Origin of the sequence: Saccharospirillum sp., from assembly GCF_039982735.1 — a bacterium.
Lineage (GTDB): Bacteria > Pseudomonadota > Gammaproteobacteria > Pseudomonadales > Natronospirillaceae > Saccharospirillum.
The window spans coordinates 137,144-154,819 of record NZ_JBDWXV010000010.1 but is presented as its reverse complement, the minus strand read 5'-3'; the positions used below and the strand labels follow the sequence as shown (position 1 = coordinate 154,819).

Annotated in this window: 13 protein-coding genes; 4 read left to right on the top strand and 9 right to left on the bottom strand. The window is 57.9% G+C overall.

From position 1 onward, the window contains the following. Positions 1-13: 13 nt before the first annotated feature. Positions 14-1,294 (top strand): MgtC/SapB family protein, encoded by a 1,281-nt coding sequence (locus tag ABJT94_RS07585; protein ID WP_348474622.1) that lies wholly within the window; start codon positions 14-16, stop codon positions 1,292-1,294. A 295-nt stretch (positions 1,295-1,589) separates the two neighbouring features. After that, a complete protein-coding gene (locus ABJT94_RS07580) occupies positions 1,590-5,396 on the top strand; it encodes an alpha-amylase family glycosyl hydrolase (RefSeq protein ID WP_348474621.1) in 3,807 nt (1,268 codons plus the stop codon). Positions 5,397-5,465: 69 nt separating this feature from the next. Here the strand turns inward: ABJT94_RS07580 and ABJT94_RS07575 are convergent, their stop codons facing one another. Both ABJT94_RS07575 and ABJT94_RS07570 read right to left on the bottom strand, forming a co-directional pair. After that, positions 5,466-6,869, bottom strand: coding sequence for an MBL fold metallo-hydrolase (locus ABJT94_RS07575; RefSeq protein ID WP_348474620.1), 1,404 nt, complete (start codon positions 6,867-6,869; stop codon positions 5,466-5,468). Between the two features lie 28 nt (positions 6,870-6,897). Beyond that, complete coding sequence (locus ABJT94_RS07570) at positions 6,898-7,503, bottom strand: HAD family phosphatase (protein ID WP_348474619.1); 606 nt, start codon at positions 7,501-7,503, stop codon at positions 6,898-6,900. A gap of 362 nt (positions 7,504-7,865) precedes the next feature. Here ABJT94_RS07570 and ABJT94_RS07565 point away from each other — a divergent pair, with 362 nt between their 5' ends. After that, positions 7,866-8,672, top strand: coding sequence for a TatD family hydrolase (locus ABJT94_RS07565; protein WP_348474618.1), 807 nt, complete (start codon positions 7,866-7,868; stop codon positions 8,670-8,672). Positions 8,673-8,966: 294 nt separating this feature from the next. Here ABJT94_RS07565 and ABJT94_RS07560 read toward each other — a convergent pair whose 3' ends face one another. From ABJT94_RS07560 to argC, 3 genes are all read right to left on the bottom strand, one after another. Continuing rightward, positions 8,967-9,188: a hypothetical protein gene (locus ABJT94_RS07560; RefSeq protein ID WP_348474617.1), complete on the bottom strand. Its 222-nt coding sequence runs from the start codon at positions 9,186-9,188 to the stop codon at positions 8,967-8,969. A gap of 71 nt (positions 9,189-9,259) precedes the next feature. Beyond that, positions 9,260-9,988, bottom strand: coding sequence for a 16S rRNA (uracil(1498)-N(3))-methyltransferase (locus ABJT94_RS07555; RefSeq protein ID WP_348474616.1), 729 nt, complete (start codon positions 9,986-9,988; stop codon positions 9,260-9,262). A 15-nt stretch (positions 9,989-10,003) separates the two neighbouring features. Further along, on the bottom strand, positions 10,004-10,948 hold the full coding sequence (argC, locus tag ABJT94_RS07550) for an N-acetyl-gamma-glutamyl-phosphate reductase (RefSeq protein ID WP_348474615.1): 945 nt from the start codon (positions 10,946-10,948) through the stop codon (positions 10,004-10,006). Between the two features lie 179 nt (positions 10,949-11,127). On the opposite strand from argC, the gene ABJT94_RS07545 reads away from it, so the two are divergent. Next, positions 11,128-12,687 (top strand): flagellar regulator YcgR PilZN domain-containing protein, encoded by a 1,560-nt coding sequence (locus ABJT94_RS07545; protein WP_348474614.1) that lies wholly within the window; start codon positions 11,128-11,130, stop codon positions 12,685-12,687. 7 nt (positions 12,688-12,694) lie between these two features. Here ABJT94_RS07545 and metF read toward each other — a convergent pair whose 3' ends face one another. The 4 genes from metF to ABJT94_RS07525 form a co-directional block, all read right to left on the bottom strand. Beyond that, positions 12,695-13,525 carry a methylenetetrahydrofolate reductase [NAD(P)H] gene (gene metF / locus ABJT94_RS07540; protein WP_348474613.1) on the bottom strand — a complete coding sequence of 277 codons (831 nt, stop codon included), beginning with the start codon at positions 13,523-13,525 and terminating at the stop codon, positions 12,695-12,697. A 474-nt stretch (positions 13,526-13,999) separates the two neighbouring features. Next, positions 14,000-15,400: an adenosylhomocysteinase gene (gene ahcY, locus ABJT94_RS07535; RefSeq protein ID WP_348474612.1), complete on the bottom strand. Its 1,401-nt coding sequence runs from the start codon at positions 15,398-15,400 to the stop codon at positions 14,000-14,002. Positions 15,401-15,496: 96 nt separating this feature from the next. Next, positions 15,497-16,651, bottom strand: coding sequence for a methionine adenosyltransferase (gene metK / locus ABJT94_RS07530; protein ID WP_348474611.1), 1,155 nt, complete (start codon positions 16,649-16,651; stop codon positions 15,497-15,499). Positions 16,652-16,663: 12 nt separating this feature from the next. Continuing rightward, positions 16,664-17,668, bottom strand: a complete 1,005-nt coding sequence (locus ABJT94_RS07525) for a metalloregulator ArsR/SmtB family transcription factor (protein WP_348474610.1) — start codon at positions 17,666-17,668, stop codon at positions 16,664-16,666. Positions 17,669-17,676 lie beyond the last annotated feature (8 nt).

The window sequence follows — 17,676 nt, the reverse complement described above, 5'->3', positions numbered from 1 at the left end:
GAGCAGTCACATCATGGATTTAACCAAGCTGTCTTCGATGTCTGAAACAGACCTGGCGTTTCGCTTACTCGCGGCTCTGTTGCTTGGTGCTCTTATTGGCCTGCAGCGGGGTTGGATCGCCCGGCATCTGGCCGCGGGGGAGCGCATAGCGGGCATTCGCACCCATGCTCTGGTGGGCTTGCTGGGTGGTTTCTCGGCCCTCCTGTCCGATGTACTGACGCCCTGGGTATTTCCGGTCGCTTTTCTGGGTGTGGCCGCCATCGCGCTGGTGGCTTACCGGGCCCGTTTGCAGCATGAACGCAACTTCAGCATTACCGGTCTGATCGGCTTGTTGCTGACGTTTATGCTGGGCGCCATTGCACTCTCGGTCAGTGTCTTTCTGGCCGCCGCCGGTGCCGTAGTAACCGCTCTGATTCTGGACTACAAAACTGAAATTCACGGGCTGCTTGCCAAACTGGAAGAGCATGAGCTGGACGCCGGGCTCAAACTGCTGTTGATTTCAGTGGTGGTGTTGCCGCTACTGCCCAACCAGGGTTACGGGCCGGGTGCTTCGATTAACCCCTATGAGATCTGGTGGTTGGTGGTGCTGATCGCCAGTATTTCCTTTGTGGGTTATTTTGCCGTGCGAATGGCTGGAGCACGGCGGGGAATTCTCTTTACCAGTTTGTTTGCCGGGCTCAGTTCCACCACGGCGCTCACCCTAAATTTTGCCCGGCTCTCACGCCAGGCTCCGGAAGCGAGCCGGTTGTTGGCCGCCGGTGTGCTGATCGCTTGTGGCACCATGTTCCCCCGCCTATTGGTGTATGCGTACCTGATTAACCCGGAGCTGATTGGCCGACTGCTGGTGCCAGTTATCGCCATGGCGCTTACGTTGTTTTTGCCCGCTGTTTTTATCTGGCGGGGCATTGAACAGACCGTTAGCCTGGAAAAGCCCGTACTCGATCGTAACCCGCTCGACCTGAGTGCGGCGCTGTATTTTGCGGTGCTGATCACCGTCATACTGCTGTTGGGTGAATGGTTGAGCAACACCGTGGGTGATGCCGGTATTTACCTGCTATCGGCGGCCTCTGGCATAGCTGATGTCGATGCCATAACCCTGTCACTTACCCGGCTGTCGACGAACGGTATTGGGCTCGATACCGCTGTACTGGGCATCGTGATCGCTTCGGCGGTCAATAACCTGGTCAAGGCCGGGCTGACAGTATGGCTGGGGAGTGCTCAATTGTGGCGTCTGGTGATCGTGCCGATGGTAGCTTCTTTATTGCTGGGGCTGCTGGTGGCTTTTCTGGGGTAAGCTGAATCGATCTCCCAACCGGAGCGCCCGGGATCCAGTTAGCCCCGGGGTGGAAAATAGCGGGTGATTCGTTTGCGGATGATCTGGCATTGTCTCCGCTGCAGGCGGGCCAAAAAGTGCCAGCCAGGTCACATTTAAACCCTGTTCGGCGTGCAAGAAACCCATCCCTCCTCTTTTTCAGCCTCCCTTTTACCAGCTGCATGATGAAGACTGTTCCGGCTGTAATTTCCCATCTCTACTGAGCGCCGCTCAGTGAAACCGTCTAACAATAAAAAAGTCGAGGGACAGGATGACCATGCTGACGCACGATTCAGGCAAGCCCCTACTATTACTCAGAAAATTGCCACTCAAAAAACTGGCCGTTGTAACGGCTTTGTCGGCCGCCATTTTGGTGACTGGCTGCAAGCCGCCTCAGGAACTGGCGCCTTACCAGGAGCGCGATATACGTGACGATGTGTTTTATTTTGTCATGCCAGACCGGTTCAGTAATGGCAGCCCGGCGAACGATTACGGAGACCTGGGGGGCGACAAATACACGCACGGTTTCGACCCGACCGACAAGGCGTTTTACCACGGCGGTGACCTGGTTGGCCTGGTCGACAAGCTCGATTATCTGGAAGGGCTTGGCGTCACTGCGATTTGGATGACCCCGATTCTCAAGAACAAGGCGGTACAGGGCACACCGCCGAATGCCAGTGCAGCGCACCACGGCTACTGGACACTCGACTTTACGCAGATCGATCCGCACCTGGGAACGAACGAAGAACTGAGAGAACTGATCGACGCCGCTCACGAGCGGGACATTAAAATATTTTTCGACATTATCACCAATCACACGGCTGATGTGATCAAGTACGAGGAGTGCCACAACAGTGACGGCAGCCTGCCGGAAGGCCAGGCATTGTGTGATTACAAATCCCTCGAAGACCTGGCCGCCGGCGATACCTACACACCCTTTGTGCCCGCTGTTGAAGCTAACGCCAAGGTACCGGCCTGGTTGAATGACCCTCAGTATTACCACAACCAGGGGGACAGCCTGTTCTCCGGCGAAAACTCAGTCTATGGCGACTTTGTCGGGCTGGACGATCTGGCTACATCGGATCCGGCGGTCATCGAAGGCATGACGGATATTTTCAAAAATATCGTGACCGATTTCAGACCCGATGGCTTTCGTATCGATACCGTTAAACACGTTCATACTGAATTCTGGCAAGCTTTTTCGCCCGCGATCATCGAGCATGCTCGCAACGAGGGCATCGAGAACTTCACGCTCTTTGGCGAAGTCTACAGCGCCGATACCGACTTGCTGAGCATGTACACCACGGAAGGCAAATTGCCATCGGTGCTGGACTTTGGTTTTCAGGCGGCCGTGTCAGCCAGCGTCTCTGGCGGCGACGCACCGGTTACGCTGGCGAACCTGTTTCGCGATGACGATAAATACAGCGATGCCGACAGCGATGCGTCGACGCTGATGACCTTTACCGGTAATCACGACATGGGTCGCTTCGGCCATTTTCTGGGCGAAACGGATACGCCAGACACACTCGCAAAAATGAAGCTGGCACACGCCATGATGTACTTCCTTCGGGGCGTACCGGTTATTTACTACGGCGATGAGCAGGGCTTTACCGGCACCGGTGGCGACCAGGCATCGCGCCAGAACATGTTTCCCTCCCAGGTGGATGAGTACCTGGCGAACGACAACATAGGGTCATCGGCGACACCGGGGGATGACAATTTCGATACCGAACACCCACTGTACCAGGCCTTCGCTGAATACGCCGAAGTACTGCGTGCCCACCCGGCGTTGCGTCGCGGTGTACAGCACGAGCGTTATGTCGAAACCGGGGGTAAAGGTGCCTTTGTCGTATCCCGTGTGTATGAACGTGAAGAGTATCTGGTGGCGTTCAACACCTCGGCCGAACCGGTTGTGGTCAGCCTGCCTGCGGTTGCCAAAGCCTACCTGGGGGTTTACCCGGAGCGGGCGGCTGCACGGCGCAATGGCGACCAGGTTGAGCTGGAACTTGAGCCCTTTGGCATGGCCATTTACCGGGCCAACAAACCCGTGCCGGTGTCTCCCGCCCCCGAGGTTGAGTTGTCGGGTTTTAATGCCGATGAACCGCTCACAGGCCGGGTCACCTTGCTGGCTGACATAGACGGGCTCGAGGACATTGCACTGCCCGACTACCAAGCACGCTTTGAGTATTCCACCGACGACGGCCAAAGCTGGCATCGCATTGCGGACGATTTCGATGCGCCCTACCGTGCCTATCTCCGCCTGAATGAGGTTGCAGACGGCACCGATGTGAAAGTGCAGGTGACCGTCAGCAATGGCGATGGCGAAACGGGCACCGCAACCCGCACGCTGCGGGTTGACAGCCGCTACCCGGAAACCGTGACGCTCGATTACTCCAACCTCAACCAGCGGGATGCCTTGTACGCGGTCAGCAACAGTGGTCGTTTTCAGGGACCCATTGTTGCAGAGGGGGGTGTTTATTCGATGTCATGGGGCCCGACCGATACCCGGCAAACACTGACCTGGGCAACCCTGAACGACGCCACCGGCGTAGCAGAACTGGACCAGCCGTATGCGCTGACGCGCAGTGCCGTCTTTGCGGTGGCGGAAGAGGATGGTGCGGGTGGCTTAACCGCTCATCTGACGGTAGACGCTCAGCCAGAACTGAGCCTGAGCGGTACCCAGGTCGATCAACTGGTTGAACAGGCCCGAGTATCTGACGACAGCATCGATGGGCTTAACCTGCGCGGTGGCATTGTCGGCTGGGATCAGGGCAGTGCGGTCGACATGAACAACACCGAATACAGCACCTACCACACCGAAGCGTTCGTATTGCGCGGAGACGGTGAATTCAAATTTGCCGATGATCTCTGGGCGGCGATTAATCTCGGTGCACCGGTGACTGAGACGGGTTTAAGCTGGGGTGCGAACCCGGCCAATTTGCTCAGCTTTTTCGAAGCCGATTCGGTCTACGATTTCTGGGTGATTGGTGCCGATGAAGACGCCGATGGTGAGCTCGATCGAATAATACCCATAGTGGCAATGGATGCCGGTGTGCTGGCAGAGCCCGTGTATTTGCGCGGAACGCTGACCGACTGGAACGAAGGACGTCGCCTGGCGCACCTCGGTGATGACCGCTATGAACTGATACTGAACGATCTGGCGGCAGGCGATTATGAGTTTAAACTCGCCGACAACGACTGGGCGGATATTAACCTTGGCTATGGTGATCTAACCGTCAGTGATGACTCAATCGGCATCACTAACCCTGGCAACGGAAATATTGGCCTGTCGGTGGCGGCGGTGAACGACTACACCTTTGTGCTGGAAGCCAGCGACCCGGCCAATCCGGTGTTGTCGGTAACATCCAGCGAAGTGGCGCCCTACCAGGCCCAGGGAGCGCTGTATTTGAAAGGGGAATTGAACGGCTGGGCTAACGTGCCTGCCTATCAGTTTACTTATTTGGGGGGTGGCCAGTATCACACTACTGTCGGTATTGATCCTGCCGCCATTGATTACAGCGGCGACGATGCCAGTGCCATCGATTTCGCCATTGCCAACGCAGGCTGGGGGTTCAAGCTGGCCGGTGCGGGTGATGTGCTAACGACAATCAACAGCGTCACACTGAGCGATGCCGTAGGCAACAACAACAGGCTGGATGCTGGCCTCAGCACTGGCTATTACGACTTGTTGCTGGATGCATCGGCCAATGCCAGTGCGCCCATGCTCAGCCTCTCGGCCAACACAGAATTCACCTATGGCGACCGCTTTGGCCAGCCGATGTATCTGCGCGGTAATTTCAATGGCTGGAGCAACAGTGTGCCGGTGCTGCAAGATGGGGTTCAATACAGTGAAACGCTCACACTGCCCGCAGGCGAAGCCCTGTTCAAACTGGTCAATGACGACTGGAGTTTGCAGGTGCAGTTTGCTGATATCGTACCAAACGGCGGGCTGCCACTGAGCGGGGTAGATGATGGCTTCGGTGGCCTTAACATCGCCGCGACTATCCCGGTGGCCGGCGACTACCGGTTCAGGTTCAATGCCACCAACCCCAGCCGGCTAATGCTGACGCTGGAAGCGCAATAGCCAAACTGCCGATTAAACCCTTCGGGCGAGACCAGTACGCTGATCTCCGCTCGAAGGGCGACTTCCCTTCTAAAAAACCGCGGTTTGCCCCTGCTTCGGAATGGTGGCCGCTATCTCATGGCGTTTCCACAACTCACTGGCCAGGGCATCCTGAGCACCGGGTTCGCCGTGCACCAGGTAGAAGTCCGGCTGGCTGGTGAAGCCGGCAGCCCAGTTCAGCAATTCTTGCTGACCGGCATGGGCGGAGAAGCCGCCAATGGTTTCTATGCGGGCGTTAACGGCGAATTCATCGCCAAACATTTTGATGGTTTTCAGGCCGTCGACCAACAGTCGGCCCAGGGTTCCCCGGGCCTGATAACCGCAAAAAACGACCGTGGTTTTACGATCCCAGATTCTGTTTTTGAAGTGGTGCCGAATGCGGCCACCGGTGCACATACCGCTGCCAGCAATGATCAGTGCGCCACTTTTAATTCGGTTGATGGCCATGGAATCGTCGGTGCTGGAGGTTACCGACAGTCTGGGCAGAAAGTCTTTCAGGAAGCTTACGTCCGTGTCGCACAGTTTTTTAACACCGCCGCAATCGAGTGTGTGCAACCAGTGGTCATAGACTTCGGTTACTTTGTGGGCCATGGGGCTGTCGAGGTAGATCTGCCAGCCATCGAGCGTGCCGCGCTGATGCATGGCGCCGAGGTGGTATAGGACTTCCTGGGTGCGACCGACGGCAAAGGCCGGGATCAACACATTGCCACCCTGTTCCCAGGTTTCTTTGAGGATGTGTTCCATCTGCACAATGGAATCGGGCAGGGAGCGGTGATCGCGATCACCGTAGGTGCTTTCCATCAATACGATGCTGGCGTCGGATAGCTGAGTTGGATCATTCATCAGCGGTGTGTCTTTTTTACCGAGGTCACCGCTGAAGACCAGTTTTTTGGTCTGGTTTCGTTCGCTGAACTCAAGTTGGACAATGGCCGACCCTAATATGTGGCCGGCATCGAACAGGGTGACTGAAAGGCCGGGCAGTAGCGAATAGGGCTCATCATAGGGTTGGCCGACGCACAGCGAGAAAACAGTCTCCAGATCAGCCTGGGTGTACAGCGGCTCTATGGGCGGCTTGCCTTTGCGCAGCAGTTTTCGGTTCTTGCGTTCGAGGTCTCGCTCGTAAAGCCCTGCGGCATCTTCAAGCATGATCGGAAGCAGCTCAACGGTCTCCGCCGTACACAGAATGGGGCCGCGAAACCCCTGTTTGGCGAGTAATGGCAACAGACCGGAATGGTCCATATGGGCATGGGAGAGCACCAGCGCATCAATGGTGGCGGCATCAAACTCAAAGGTTTCATCCCCCAGCCGGTCGACGGCATCGCCGCCCTGGTGCATGCCGCAATCGAGCAAGACCCGGCCGATGCCGGGCATGGTCACCAGATGGCAGGAGCCGGTGACTTCCTGGGCGGCACCGAGAAATTGAACCGTAGCCATGACTCTGCTCCTTCACATGTGGGTGAAGTCAGTCTAGCTGGTAACGACTCAGTTGCAGGCGAATGTCTTCTGGCCCAAAGACCTGTTCGGCGTGCCAGCCCAGCGCACGGGCAGCTTCGACGTTTTTCAGGCCGTCGTCGAAAAACAGAATGGTACCCGGGTCCGCATTCAAGGTTCTCTGCACCGCGTTATAAATGGCCGGATCGGGCTTCATTACACCTAGAGTCATGCTGGTGAAATGGTGTTCGATCAGTGGCAGAAAGGTGTTGCGGTCGACCAGCATCTGCCAGTGGCACGGGTTGGTGTTGCTGAGCAGGCTCAGGGTATAGCGCTCGCGCAAGCTGTCTAGCAGGTCGGAGATACCAGGGAAATCGTCATCGAGGATGTTGCGAAAGGTTGCCTGGAAAGTTCCACGGTCGAGTGCGGGTTTGAATTCGTCGATAAAGGCATCGGTGAAGGCTTCGAAGTCGAGCTGGCCGGTCTCGAAAGCGTGGGTCGAATAGGCGTTACCCCAGAGGGCGTGGATCTGCTCGAAGGGCACGTCTTTTTGCAAAATACGGCTGACTTCCTGATGCCAGTGAATGCGCACCAGCACACCACCCATGTCGAAAACGAGGTGTTTGATCGGGGTCATAGAGCCTCTTATTTAGGTTGCCACTATTTTGGCTATTGCCAACTCAAGTTTTGGAGTTCAGTTCCATTTCGTGGCCATCGTCCGCGTCAGCTACCGGTGTTGCCCCTGCGGGGTCGGCGTGAATCCGTCCGTGGAGCCTAGGCCGCAGCATCCATGCTGCGGACTTCCCCGCAGAGGCAACACCGGCATCCGACGCTAGAGTTTTACGAACTCCAAAACTTGAGTTTCTATTCAGTGTCATTACATCAGTTTACGGCATACCCCTCAGACGGTGCCATTATTCGCTGTTTATCGATTGGCGTTACGGTGTTCGGATCATTACACTGGCGGCCCTCTACCAAGCTACCCGATTGAGGCCTCTGATGAGCCGAAACAAGCGCGATATACCGGTGTTTGACCACCCGATCATCGAAACCCACTGCCATCTCGATTACCTGAAAGATGAGGCCCTGACCGAGGTGCTGGCCCAGGCGCGCGCAGTCGGTGTTGAGCGAGTGGTGACCATAGCGGTATCGCCGGATAACCTGGCCAGAGTGCGGGAGCTGCGCGACCTCGACCCGATGATTCACGCCACCCAGGGCGTACACCCGCACGATGCCGAGGCCTACACGGCTGACACGGCGGCGGAATTGCGCAAGCACGGCCGCGATGAACGCATTGTCGCCATCGGCGAGATTGGGCTCGATTATTACTACGACCACGCCGACCGGGAGGTTCAGCGCCGGGTGTTTGCCGAGCAACTGGCCATCGCCGCCGAGCTGGATCAGCCCGTGGTCATCCACACCCGCGAAGCCGATGCCGATACCCAGGCTATTTTAAAGGAGTTCGCGCCCAGTCTGGCGAAGAAGGGCGTTATTCACAGCTTTACCTCTGGCCTGGAGCTGGGGCAGTTCTGCCTTGAACAGGGCTTTATGCTGGGGTTCAACGGCATCATCACCTTCAACAAGGCAGAGAACGTGCGCGAAGTGCTGGCGGCGACGCCCATGGACCAATTGGTCGTCGAAACCGACGCTCCCTTCCTGACACCCGCACCCTACCGGGGTCGCGAGAATGCGCCCAAGTATTTGCCGTTTATCATTGAGAAAATTGCGGATGTGAAACAGGTGCCTGTGGCGGAAGTACTGCGCCAGAGCTATGCCAACGCGCGCCGGTTGTTTGCTTTTCAGTAAGTGAAATTGAACGACTGAGTGTATGGGTATGTACGATGCGAGCGGTGGGTGCCGGTGATGCCTCTGTGGGGAAGTCCGCAACAGGGACTAAAACGCCGGGAGCGTTTTAGCATGAGCGCAGCGAGCCCGAAGGGTGAATCCCATGGAGGGGATTCATATCATGCGGTCTAGGCCCGAGACGTCGGACCGCCAGGATGGATTTACGCCGACCCCACAGAGGCATCACCGGTAGCCGACGCGATTGTGGCCGCTGGGCTACATTCCCGGCAATAGGTGTATTAGGCCGGAATGGCGTTAGCCATGACGCAGGGCGTCGATGTCCTGGCGTAGCTGGGATTTCTCGTCGGTCAGAATGCGCTCCAGTGTGGCGACGCGGGCTTCCAGTTTGTCGATGCGCGCTTGTTGGTCGACACCCATAGCGTTATCGGCCTTGCGCCGCTGTTTCATCTGTTCTTTGATCAGCCCGCCAATGGTGGTTATGGCGATGATGGCGAGTATAAATACAAAAACATCCATGCGGGTGTCTCCCTGTTAGTCAATAACCGTCAGTTTAACCAAGCAAAGCTACCCCGGCCAGACGCCATAGGTCACGACAAATCGCCCCAGCGGTGCTGCAAAATGGCCAGCATGGCCAATGGGGCCGTCTCGGTTCTGAGAATGCGCTGCCCCAGCTGCCAGCTTTGAAAGCCCTGTTGTTGGGCATGGGCTACTTCTTCGTCTGTTAACCCGCCTTCAGGGCCAACCAGAAACGCCACGGATTCAGGGGCTTCAGCCGGCCAGGCCGGACGCTGGGCGGCGGTATGCAGCACCAGTTTGAGCGGTTGCTGCCGGGCGTTGGCCCAGTTATGCAATGAGGTGATGGGGTTCAGGGTCGGCAGGGTGTCCTGGCCGCATTGTTCGCAAGCGCTGGTGATCACGCCCTGCCAATGCTGCTGTTTTTTGTCTTGCCGGTCGGCCTTCAGGCGCAGATCGCAGCGTTCGCTGGTCAGCGGGGTGATCTCGCTGACACCGAGTTCGGTGGCTTTCTGCAAGGCAATGTCCATGCGGTCGCCTTTGGACATGACCAGGCCCAGGTGCGTTGCCAGCGGTGAAGGTGGTGTCGGTTCAAGCAATTGGTCCAGGTTGATCGATGCACTGCGCTTTGAGACGTCGGTTAACCGGGCGGCAAAGCGCTCGCCGCGGCCATTGAACACCTCAACGGGCGCGCCATCGCCCAGGCGCAGCACGCGCACCAGGTGGCCATGGGCGCCCTCGGGCAATGCCAGCAGAGTGCCCGGGCCGTCGGCGTCGGGCAGGTAGATTCGGGAGATTCTCATCGGATGGTCGGCGCGTTACAGCAAGCCTGTGGTCTCATCGAGCCCCAGGCGCAGGTTCATGTTTTGTACCGCAGCACCGGAGGCGCCCTTGCCCAGATTGTCGAGCCGGGCCATCAGCATGATCAGGCCGTTGTCGGCCGCGTAAACAAACAGTTCAATCCGGTTGGTGCCATTGCAGGCGGTGGGCTTCAGGAAGCCGTCTTCAAGCTGCGACTGGTCGTTCAGCGGGAACAGGTGCACGAAAGGCTCACCGCCGTAGGTGGCGGCCAGGCGCTCATGCAGGGCTGTTGCCGGGCCACCCAGCAGGCGGGCGTGCAGCGGAACCTGAACGATCATGCCCTGTTCGAAATTTCCGACGGTCGGCACGAACACGGGCGGGAACTGGAAGCCCGGTATGCGCTGCATTTCCGGCAGATGCTTGTGCATCAGGTCGAGGTTTTTAGGCCGGGCGGCAATGTCTTCAAGGTCTGCACCACTGCGGCTTTTGTAGTCAGCAATCATGGCCTTGCCGCCACCGCTGTACCCGGTGATGGCGTGAACTGCGAGTGGGTAGTCTTTGGGAATCAGATCGGCATCGACCAGCGGCTTGGTCAGTAGCGTCATGCCGGTCGGGTAGCAACCCGGGTTGGCAATGCGATTGCTGTTAAGCAGCAGTTCGCGCTGGCCGGGCAGCTCGGGCACGCCGTAAACCCAGTCCGGTGAGACCCGGTGGGCGCTGGACGCATCGATGATGACGGTCTTTGGGTTAGTGACCAGGCCTACGGCTTCGCGCGCGGCGTCGTCCGGCAGGCACAGAAACACGACATCGGCTTCGTTCAGGCATTCATCGCGCAGCAGGGCATCGCGGCGCTTATCCTGCGGGACGGTCAGCAGGTCGACTTCTGGGTGGGCCTCCAGACGCTGTTGGATTTGCAGGCCAGTGGTGCCGTATTGTCCGTCGATGAATACCTTGTGTGCCATGCGAGAATTCCGTGCCAGTGAACCAGACGCCAAGGGTACTATTGATTGACCTGCGGCGGTAGACGGGCATCGTGAATGAAGCGTGCAAAACAGGGCGGAGGGTGCCTGTCCGTTGCTTGTTCAGCCACCCCGCAGACAGTGCTAGACTGACGGCTTAGTGATAAAACCAAGAGGCTTCGGTGACAACCGATACAGAGGGCGAGTTCGTAACCAAAGAGGCCGATATTCTGCGCATGTTTCGTCAGGCGAAGCAGCAGGTGGCCCCGGTTACGCTGGTGTTCCCCGAAAGGCATCGCAGCCTGACCACCTACCTGGTGGAGATCAGGCCCCGCGAGCGCGTGCTGGTGCTCGATGAGCCCATGCCCAAAGTCATGGCCCGCTACTTGGCGGCAGGCGAGTCGTTTACGCTGGAAACCTATTTCGACGGCGTGCGCATTCGTGCCCGTCAGTTACAGGCAAAATCGATCGGTACCGAGTCCGACCCGCGCTACCAGTGCCCGCTGCCAACCGAGCTCTATTATCTGCAACGTCGTAAAAGTTTCCGCGCGCTGGCCCGGCGCAGCCTGATCATCGATGCCCGGGTACTCAGTGAAACCGGTGAGGTACGCTACGGCGTACTGCGCGATATGTCGGTGGAAGGCTGTCGGCTGGAGTTTGAAGGCGACCTGACCGAGCTTTATGGCACGCAGGGCGAAACGCTGTCGGTCGAGCTGACCTTTCCCAACGAAACGCAGCTGAGTTTCCAGGTTGACATGCTGCGCTCAGACTACGATGAATCGACTGGCGTGACCGGCATTGGCTGCAAGTACGCCGCGCTGCTGCCGCAAACCGAGGTGCAATTTTCAGCGGTCGTTACCGATTTGCAGCGCGACCACATCAACTTTGTTAAGAACGGCGGTAACCGGGATGAAATACCCGCCCGGTTTCTGTTGCCCAATGGCGAGGTGCCGGTGCGCTTTAAACCGCACACCAACAAGGCGACGTCTGCGCCCAGGGCGACCTCAAAGTCACCGGAACTGACTGTAACGCTCGACATCGCCGCGACCTGGCGCAATGCCCTGGCGGCCGTGCGCAAACAGCAGGCGCTTAACAAGGCCGAAGCCAGTACCGAGCTGGTTGAATCATTGCGAACGCTCAGTCAGGTCTGGCACCAGGACCGCTTCGGTTTGCTGGTACACAGCCGAATTCGAAGCGAAGACAATTCCGACATTGAACAGCGCCTGGCGATCAGCCTGGTGCAGGCCGACCATCAGGTGCGGTCACCCTCCTCAAAGAACGCCTATGCCGATGCGGGCATCACCCCCTGGATGACGCATGCACTGTTGCGACGGCTGGGTGCCAAAGAGCAGCCCATGGCAAAGCTGATTGCAGCGGTGGACCGACTGGCCTACAAGGTGGTGGATGAACAGGTCTATTACCGGCCAACGGCGGCGCTCGGTGCGCTGCACAAACAGGCGGCTTTTGATGCACGGCTGATTCAACAATTGATCGCGACTCAGGGTCTCTACCCGCTAGGGTCCTGCGTTCGGCTGAGCAATGGCTGCGCCGGGCTGGTGTTGCGACACAATGATAAAAACCAGCCTAACCGGGTGCGTCAGTTGTACAAGCTGAGCGAACAGTCGCCCCTGCCGCCCAGAGACATCGATATCGAAGCAGACGGCATTTCCGTGGAAGGGCCGGCAGACCCGGTTAAGCTGGGGCTGCCGGTCGAACTGTTGCGACCGGCGGTAAGAGCCTGAGCGGTAGCTACAGCCGGTCGATAATCGCCAGTGACGGCTCAGACCGATTCATGGTGTAAAAATGCAGTGCCGGGGCGCCGGCATTGATCAGTTCGCGGCACAAACTGCTGACCACTTCCAAACCAATCGACTGAATACGGGCGCTGTCATCGCCGCAGGCTTCCAGTTGCTTGCGCAACCAGCGCGGAATGTCGGCACCGCAAGAATCGGAAAAACGGATCAGATTCGACACCTGAGTAATCGGCATGATGCCGGGTACGATATCGATCTCACAACCGCGCTTGCGTACTTCGCTGACGAAGTGAACGTAGGCATCCACACTGTAAAAATACTGCGTAATGGCGGTGTTGGCACCGGCATTGGCTTTTGCGACGAAGTTGTCGACATCGCGATCAAAATTGGGCGCCTGCGGGTGCATTTCCGGGTAGGCGGCCACTTCCAGTTTGAAGGTGTCGTCGTAGCGCTCACGAATAAACCGCACCAGATCAGCGGCGTACCGGAAATCACCCCCGGTACCACCCATACCCGAAGGCAAGTCGCCCCGCAGCGCAACGATGCGACGAATGCCGGCGTCTTTGTAACGGTCGAGCAGGTCAGTCAGCGTCGCTTCAGTCGCACCAATGCACGACAGGTGCGGCGCCGTTTGCACGCCGCGCTGGTTCAGTTCTATCACCGTGCTGATGGTACGCTCCTGAGTGGAGCCACCGGCACCGTAGGTGACCGAAAAAAATTCGGGATCAGCAGCCTTCAGTTCACTGTGAACGTTCAGCAGTTTTTCGTAGCCAGCGTCTGTCTTCGGTGGAAAAAACTCGAAGCTGACAGGAACGGAATTAGGCATGAGTTATCTTCTCTGGTTTGTGTCGGAATGACCAGTCATGCTGACTGGCCATTCCTGCTAATGTGCCAGGAGTCCGTGTCAGTCACCGGGTGGGCCTCTCCGGAGGTCGGCGTGAACCCATCCATGGGGCCTAGACCACAACATCCATGTTGTGGACTACCCCCGGAGAGGCCCACCCGGCAACTGACACTCAGTTGGCTGCCTAACGATCTACATTCGCTTAGTAGTATAAGCGTCAGGTTTGCCCATGAAACTAGCAGCGGGTGCCGGGTATACCCCTGTGGGGTAGTCCGCAGCATGGACTAAAATGCCAGGAGCATTTTAGCATGAGCGGAGCGAGCCCGAAGGGTGAATCCCACGGATGGGATTCATATCATGCGGCCTAGGCTCCACGGAAGGATTCACGCCGACCCCACAGGGGTATACCCGGTGGCCGCTGCGGACTAGTGCCTCAAAGGCCAACCCAACCTCGACTCAGTATTTGTAGTCGTTTGGTTTGAATGGGCCTTCAACCGGTACCCGGATGTATTTGGCCTGGGTTTCGGTCAGGGTGGTGATGACACCGCCAAAACCGCGCACCATTTCTGCCGCGACTTCTTCGTCGAGCTTCTTCGGCAGAATTTTCACGTACAGTGCTTCGGCTTTCTGATCGGCCGGCAGGTCGGCGAACTTTTGCTCGTACAGGTACATCTGGGCCAGTACCTGGTTGGCAAAAGAACCGTCCATGATGCGGCTTGGGTGACCGGTGGCGTTGCCCAGGTTTACCAGGCGGCCTTCGGACAGCAGAATCAGATAATCATCGGCATCGTCAGAGCGGAAAATCTGGTGGACCTGGGGTTTGATTTCATCCCAGCGCCAGTTTTTGCGCATGTAGGCGGTATCGATTTCGTTGTCGAAGTGACCGATGTTGCTGACCACAGCACCGTTTTTCAATGCTTTGAGCATGTTGGCGTCGCAGACATTGGTGTTGCCGGTGGTGGTGACGATCAGATCGGTGGTGCCGAGAACGTCGGTGTTGATGCTGGCTTCGGTGCCGTCGTTGATGCCGTTCTTGTACGGCGATACCACTTCGAAACCGTCCATGCAGGCTTGCATCGCGCAGATCGGGTCGATCTCGGTTACTTTGACGATCATGCCTTCCTGACGCAATGACGCGGCTGAACCTTTGCCTACGTCACCGTAACCGATGACCAGCGCTTTCTTGCCAGCCAGCAGGTGGTCGGTGGCGCGCTTGATCGCATCGTTCAGCGAGTGACGGCAGCCGTACTTGTTGTCGTTCTTTGATTTGGTCACGGCGTCGTTGACGTTGATCGCCGGTACTTTCAGCGCGCCTTCTTCCAGCATTTCCAGCAGACGGTGCACGCCGGTGGTGGTTTCTTCCGAAATACCGTGGATGTCGTTCAGCAACTGCGGGTATTTGCTGTGAACCATCTCGGTCAAGTCGCCGCCGTCGTCGAGAATCAGGTTGGCATTCCAGACGTCGCTGCTTTCTTTTTCAGCCAGAATGGTTTGCTCGATGCACCACAGGAACTCTTCTTCGGTTTCGCCTTTCCAGGCAAAGACCGGGATGCCGGCAGCGGCAATGGCGGCAGCGGCGTGATCCTGAGTCGAGAAAATGTTGCATGACGACCAGCGCACTTCGGCACCCAGTTCCACCAGGGTCTCGATTAGTACGGCAGTCTGAATGGTCATGTGAATGCAGCCCATGATGCGTGCATCCTTGAGCGGCTGGTCGGCCTTGTACTTGTTGCGCAGGGCCATCAGCGCCGGCATTTCACGTTCGGCGATGTTGATTTCTTTGCGGCCATAGGCGGCCAGCGAAATATCGGCGACTTTATAGTCGGTGAAGGTATCCAGATTTACGGCGGTGGTCATAGAATTCTCCTAATAAAGTTTGGAGCTGCGAGCTGCGAGCTGCGAGCTGCGAGTTTTGAGCTAACAGCTAACAGCTAACAGCTAACAGCTCGTAGCTTAGAGCTTGGCAGCGGCCTTTAGTGCCGCTGCCTTATCCGTGGCTTCCCAGCTGAAGCCTTCGCGGCCAAAATGGCCATAGGCGGCAGTGGGGCGATAAATCGGGCGCAGCAGGTCGAGCATTTCGATGATGCCGCGCGGGCGCAGGTCGAAGTGTTCGCGCACCAGGTCGGCGATCAGTGCTTCGTCGACCTTGTTGGTGCCGAAGGTGTTGATCGAGATCGAGGTCGGTTCGGAAACACCAATCGCGTAGGACACCTGAATCTCGCACTTGTCGGCCAGGCCGGCGGCGACGATGTTCTTGGCGACGTAGCGTCCGGCGTAGGCGGCGGAGCGGTCAACTTTCGACGGGTCTTTGCCCGAGAAAGCGCCGCCACCGTGGCGGGCCATGCCGCCGTAGGTATCGACGATGATCTTGCGGCCGGTCAGGCCACAGTCGCCAACCGGGCCGCCGATCACAAAGTTACCCGTTGGGTTGATGTGAAAGCGGGTGTCGCTGTGCAGCCATTCTTCCGGCAATACTGGTTTAATGATGTGGTCCATCACTGCTTCGCGCAGATCGGACAGGCTGATTTCCGGGTTGTGCTGGGTCGACAGTACGACGGCGTCGACGGCGACCGGCAGGCCGTTTTCGTAACGCAGCGTGACCTGGGATTTGGCATCCGGACGCAACCAGGGCAGCACGCCGTTTTTGCGCAGCTTGGCCTGGTGTTCAACCAGACGGTGGCTGTAGTAAATCGGGGCGGGCATGTAGGAGTCGGTTTCGTTGGTGGCGTAACCGAACATCAGGCCCTGGTCGCCGGCGCCAAGGTCTTTGTTGTCGGCTTCGTCAACGCCCTGGGCAATGTCGGACGACTGCTTGCCAATGGCGTTCAATACCGCACAGGAAGCGCCGTCGAAACCGACGTCGGAGCTGTCGTAACCGATGTCGAGAATCACATCACGGACAATGTCTTCCAGATCGACGTAGGTATCGGTGCGGACTTCACCGGCGATGATCGCCATGCCGGTCTTGACCATGGTCTCGACGGCGACGCGGGCGTTTTTGTCTTCAGTCAGAATGGCGTCCAGCACGGCATCGGATATCTGGTCGGCCATTTTGTCCGGATGGCCTTCAGAGACCGATTCGGAAGTAAAGAGGCTGTACTCGCTCATGGGCTGTGTTCCTCAGTTCAGCGACGTGAGTGGGTGTCCAGCAGCGGCGTTTGCCTCGCTGGTATCAGTAAAAAGCGGTGTTTGCGGCGGCTTGCGGTAGACCTGGGTCTGCACCTGAAAGCCGTTGCGCAGGGCCAGGAAGCGCCCCTGTTCGTGATCCAGCCCGGCCGATTCGGCCCACTGGTGCAATTCATCCGGCTCGAAACCGAGCCACTGGTCGCCACACTGGTGATGTGCCCATTCCTGATCGTGGCGGCACAGGTCGGTAATCACCAGCAAGGCGCCCGGCGCCATCAGGTGTGCGCAATTGATCACTTCCTGGCCAGGTGCGGGTACGTGATGCAGCACCATGTTATAGACCACGACATCGAATTGTTCGTCCTCGGCCATCAGGCTTTCGGTATCGCCTTCGCGCAGCTCGACGTGGCGTAGCTGCCGTGCCGGAATGCGCGCCTGCTCCAGCATGGCGGCTGAAATATCAATGCCAACTACCTGGCGAAACCGGTCATTCAGCGCGGTCAGAAACTCCCCTTTGCCCGGCCCGACTTCAAGTGCGCGCTGGTGCGATTGTTGGCGGCAGCTGTCCAAAAGCTGCAGCGTTTCCGGGCCGTACTGATGAAACAGGGCAATGCGCTCCTGGTGCAGTTCAAACTCGTCGGCGTGGTTGGCAAAGAACGCCTGGGCCGCATTCAGACGGGCCGCGCGAATGTCGGCGAGTTTACGTTGCAAATCGTCAGGCAGTTCATACTGATCGAGCTCCCGGAACAGTTGCTGCTGAATCGAGAGCGCATCGCCGAGCGACCGGCGGTAATAAATGCTGTTACCTTCGCGGCGGCTTTCCACCCAGCCGGCCTTGCTCAGTATCTTCAGATGATGGCTCATACCGGACTGGCGAACGTCGAGCAGATCACTCAGTTCAAGCACGCCAAAGGCCCCGTGGCCCAGCGCCTGCAGCACGGTCAGGCGGGTCGGGTCACCGATGGCTTTAAAGAAAGTCGGTACGAGGTCTAGTTTCATGGCGGCAA

Excerpts from the sequence above, each read along its gene's own strand:
- ABJT94_RS07585 (WP_348474622.1), top strand. The coding sequence starts at position 14 with ATGGATTTAACCAAGCTGTCTTCGATGTCTGAAACAGACCTGGCGTTT.
- ABJT94_RS07580 (WP_348474621.1), top strand. The coding sequence starts at position 1,590 with ATGCTGACGCACGATTCAGGCAAGCCCCTACTATTACTCAGAAAATTG.
- ABJT94_RS07575 (WP_348474620.1), bottom strand. The coding sequence starts at position 6,869 with ATGGCTACGGTTCAATTTCTCGGTGCCGCCCAGGAAGTCACCGGCTCC.
- ABJT94_RS07570 (WP_348474619.1), bottom strand. The coding sequence starts at position 7,503 with ATGACCCCGATCAAACACCTCGTTTTCGACATGGGTGGTGTGCTGGTG.
- ABJT94_RS07565 (WP_348474618.1), top strand. The coding sequence starts at position 7,866 with ATGAGCCGAAACAAGCGCGATATACCGGTGTTTGACCACCCGATCATC.
- ABJT94_RS07560 (WP_348474617.1), bottom strand. The coding sequence starts at position 9,188 with ATGGATGTTTTTGTATTTATACTCGCCATCATCGCCATAACCACCATT.
- ABJT94_RS07555 (WP_348474616.1), bottom strand. The coding sequence starts at position 9,988 with ATGAGAATCTCCCGAATCTACCTGCCCGACGCCGACGGCCCGGGCACT.
- argC (WP_348474615.1), bottom strand. The coding sequence starts at position 10,948 with ATGGCACACAAGGTATTCATCGACGGACAATACGGCACCACTGGCCTG.
- metF (WP_348474613.1), bottom strand. The coding sequence starts at position 13,525 with ATGCCTAATTCCGTTCCTGTCAGCTTCGAGTTTTTTCCACCGAAGACA.
- ahcY (WP_348474612.1), bottom strand. The coding sequence starts at position 15,400 with ATGACCACCGCCGTAAATCTGGATACCTTCACCGACTATAAAGTCGCC.
- metK (WP_348474611.1), bottom strand. The coding sequence starts at position 16,651 with ATGAGCGAGTACAGCCTCTTTACTTCCGAATCGGTCTCTGAAGGCCAT.
- ABJT94_RS07525 (WP_348474610.1), bottom strand. The coding sequence starts at position 17,668 with ATGAAACTAGACCTCGTACCGACTTTCTTTAAAGCCATCGGTGACCCG.